Raw genomic sequence first — 3,329 nt, 5'->3', positions numbered from 1 at the left:
GGTTGGGAGGGGATGTGCGCTGACGGGCGTTGTGACGCTCCCGACAGGTTCGAGCGCGACTTCCTGTCGTTATGGAAAGATGATTCCGCGCGGTGGCTGCCTTCGTGGTTGATCGGCGGCGCGCTGGAGGAAGACGGTAGACCGATCCTGACAAGTAATATCGATTTCGGCGATGCTATTGATGCTTGGGACTTCCACGACGTCGCGCAGCGAGATGTTCGACTATCTACGGCGGTTCTGAACGGGGCACGATTTCCAATCGTAAGCTCGAGTGGGACCATCCGGAACCCGGCACTGCCACAGAAGGTCGATGCGGTTCACATCGTTGACGGCGGCTACTTCGATGCCGCCGGCGTCGAGACGATAAGGGGATTGGCACGCTCAATGTTTGGTGCACAAGGCATTGCGGCAGGAGATAACGTGATGCCGATCTTCCTTTTGCTTTCCAATGATGGCGTCAATCCTCCGTTCGCCGCTCCCGAGAAAGCAAACGCAATGCAGGCGTCAACGCCGATAGCCTGCCGCGGCCACACGGTCAAAACGGGTTGTCCTGGCGAGCCTGGCGCTGCGACCATCGTTCCGGACTTGTTCGGGCCGCTCCAAGGTCTGTTCCGAAGCCGCGGTGCGCACGGCGAAAAGCTGAAGACCCTCCTTTACCTCGACCCGCCCACTCGAACAGGTCAGCGACCGATTGTCCTGACCATCGACCTATGCTCGCTAGACGTCCCTATGAACTGGGCGCTTTCCCCGAATGCCAAGCGGATTGTCAACGAACTACTCGATGGCCAGCAGCCCAGAAAGGAAGGCAGCTGCGAAGCCCAGAATGACACCGACTTCGACACGCTGGTAGCGCTTCTGACGAAGCCGTGAGGGCAGAATGTCTTAGAATCCGACGATCATAGACGCCAGGGTGCTCCCGAGAGGGATTGGGGGCTTCAGAACGGATTTCTAGCACGGGGCTGATAGGGGTGAGAGCTAACCACACGCAATTGGCTGGATGGAGCTAGCAGCGAAATAAGAATTTCCCTAATTCCGAACATGAACGGGCAATGTGTTCTCCCGGTCTTAGCGATGGGACATCGGCGCTATCCTGGTCGTTTCTGACAGCCGTTCAAATCGTCGCAGCGCTCGCTGCGGCCTATTCACTTGCCACGCGACGCACCGAAAGCGCGTTTGGGAGTGAAGGAATGACACCACTTGAAAAGCTGAACGCACTTGTCGCGCTCCGCGGGCAGCACGACCAAACGGTTAGAGCGGCGATCGTGGCAATCTTGTATGGCCGCGAGAAAATTGATGGCCGCACTCCTACCGAAAGATTTCTTGAGGTTGCTATTGCCTGGGTTACGGAAAGTGTGGCCGTAGCCTGAGGCAGCTCTTACGGGAACGCGCCAAAATCCGCCCTGCGATAGCCCGCGACCATCGCGCGTAGCCCCTCGGGTGCGATGACCTCTACTTTGTCTCCCCATTGATAAAGGTGCCAAGTCATTTCTAGCCACCCGGCGGCGTGGAAGCGGACAATCAGGCTCCCATCATCCAGCGGCTCCAGAACCTGCGTTGGATGAAAGCGAAACTCGGCGGCGCGCGTTGCCGCTTCAGGCGCAAAACGCCAGATGACCTCGCCATATTGAGAGGGGTCCTGATAGACGCCGAATGATTGGGAAGCATAGTCGTCCAACGAGAAACCGTCGGCCATCGCGAAGCTCTCATCCAACGCTTCAGCTCCATGAATTCGGTCAGTCCGGAAATTCAGAATTGTGTCACCACGAGAGGGCTGTCGGGCGACCAGATAGCTTCGGTGACCGAGCAGAAGCCCATGCGGCTCGATGATGCGTTCGAGAGCATCCGGCTCTCCGTATCGCAGTCGCAAACGGAATGGACCACGGAGCGCCTCTATGATTGCATCAAGAACGGCTGGCTTGAGGTTGACCCGCGGACCGGGCTTTGTCACCGATCCCATGGCGGTCAGCACCGCCTCGGCATCCGCTTCTGTCCTGAGGGCGTCTCTTGGCGTAAGGCGAGCAAGCTGGCCCTCTCGCAAATCAGATAGCGCTTTGGCGTGCCGGACCCGGCCCTCTGCATGCGCCGAACGGCCGGCGATCTCTAATGCTTCGATAGCGGTCTCTTCCCTCGGCCGCAGCCGATCGAGCATCGGATCGGAGACACGCCAACGACGTCGGCGATCAGGGCCATCCTGCCATTCGACGCCTGTAAACACTGTTTCGAGCGCCTCGGTCATACGCTGAGCGGTCCGGTGGGTAACTTCGAACTCCGCGCAGATTTCCTCGAGGCTAATCCCGATGCGTCTCGTCGCGGCCAGGCGCGCGAGGCGGATTAAATCTTGGGCTTTTGAAAAGGACATCTTTGCTCCTGACGTGGGTGTCCAGATTTGACACCCACGCACATTACAACGCGTTGCAGAGCGGGTCGACATCTCGACCGGGGAAAACGGCAGCTGAAAGCCACCGCCGCGAATGTGGGTTCATGGAAGCAGAGGAGCGAATGATGGCCAGGATTATACGGATTGATCGCCTCGAGTTTTGCAAAGACGAAGCCGAACTTGCGTCGGCCGACGCGAAAGGCGCAGGCTGGGTGGTTCGGAGTTCTGAGCTTCGAATCTCTGCTCCCGCTATCAAGGTCCGGCAGGACTGCTATGAGGGCGCCCCTGGGCATTGGATTGCGACCATTACCGCAACCACGAGAGGTTGGGCTGAACGCGAATATCGTATCCTGCGCCGCAAGGGCGTCCGATTGCGCTTGAGGCAAGGCATGGACGCGTTCGCGCAATCCCTGAGAATTCGAAGTTTCGCGCTCAAGTATAATGCAAGGAGCTCATCGTGAGAGTCGTCGACGGCAAACTGCTCTTTTCATCATCCGATCTCATGCGCTTCGCGTGAAGACACCGAGGATGCGGCCCTGTTACAGAAACAGGGCGACGCCCACGAAGCCGCTCATCTGGCTCACCTCTGTTCCGCGGGGCGCGAAGTCGTCGAGATCAAGTGTGGGAGCCTGATTTCCAACCTCGAGGAAACCCGACAGGGATCGCACCGGAGTTCGCTCATGTCGAATTGGGCAATGGCACCCGCGCCACGCATCGCGGATGCCAGTGGTTCGTTTGGGAAAACTCGGCATTCGATTCAGAGCTGGCTGGTTGGATGCTGGTGGTTTTGGTAGTTCCATAAGATAGATTACGCCACTTCAAGTGTGTAGCCGGTGGGTTCTAGAATGAAGTGCGACTTGCTAATGATCCCAATGGGTTATCAATTGCAAGGACGATGCAATGAAGCGCACCTACTCTCAGATTGGATTGGACGAACGCCGTAAGATTGCTC

General features: G+C 57.9%; 3 protein-coding genes. 2 read left to right on the top strand and 1 reads right to left on the bottom strand.

The features are described 5' to 3' along the window. Positions 1–870: hypothetical protein (locus JNB88_RS32990; protein WP_220359153.1), on the top strand; the 870-nt coding region annotated here is incomplete at its 5' end. A 317-nt stretch (positions 871–1,187) separates the two neighbouring features. After that, entirely contained in the window at positions 1,188–1,367 is a 180-nt protein-coding gene (locus JNB88_RS32985) for a hypothetical protein (RefSeq protein ID WP_220359152.1), read from the top strand. 8 nt (positions 1,368–1,375) lie between these two features. Here the strand turns inward: JNB88_RS32985 and JNB88_RS32980 are convergent, their stop codons facing one another. Continuing rightward, a complete protein-coding gene (locus tag JNB88_RS32980; protein ID WP_220359151.1) occupies positions 1,376–2,359 on the bottom strand; it encodes a helix-turn-helix transcriptional regulator in 984 nt (327 codons plus the stop codon). Positions 2,360–3,329 lie beyond the last annotated feature (970 nt).

The sequence above is a fragment of the Rhizobium cauense genome, assembly GCF_019511525.1.
GTDB lineage: Bacteria > Pseudomonadota > Alphaproteobacteria > Rhizobiales > Rhizobiaceae > Rhizobium > Rhizobium cauense.
The sequence above is the reverse complement of the archived record's forward strand: the minus strand, read 5'-3'. Positions and strand labels throughout refer to the sequence as shown.

Excerpts from the sequence above, each read along its gene's own strand:
- JNB88_RS32980 (WP_220359151.1), bottom strand. The coding sequence starts at position 2,359 with ATGTCCTTTTCAAAAGCCCAAGATTTAATCCGCCTCGCGCGCCTGGCC.
- JNB88_RS32985 (WP_220359152.1), top strand. The coding sequence starts at position 1,188 with ATGACACCACTTGAAAAGCTGAACGCACTTGTCGCGCTCCGCGGGCAG.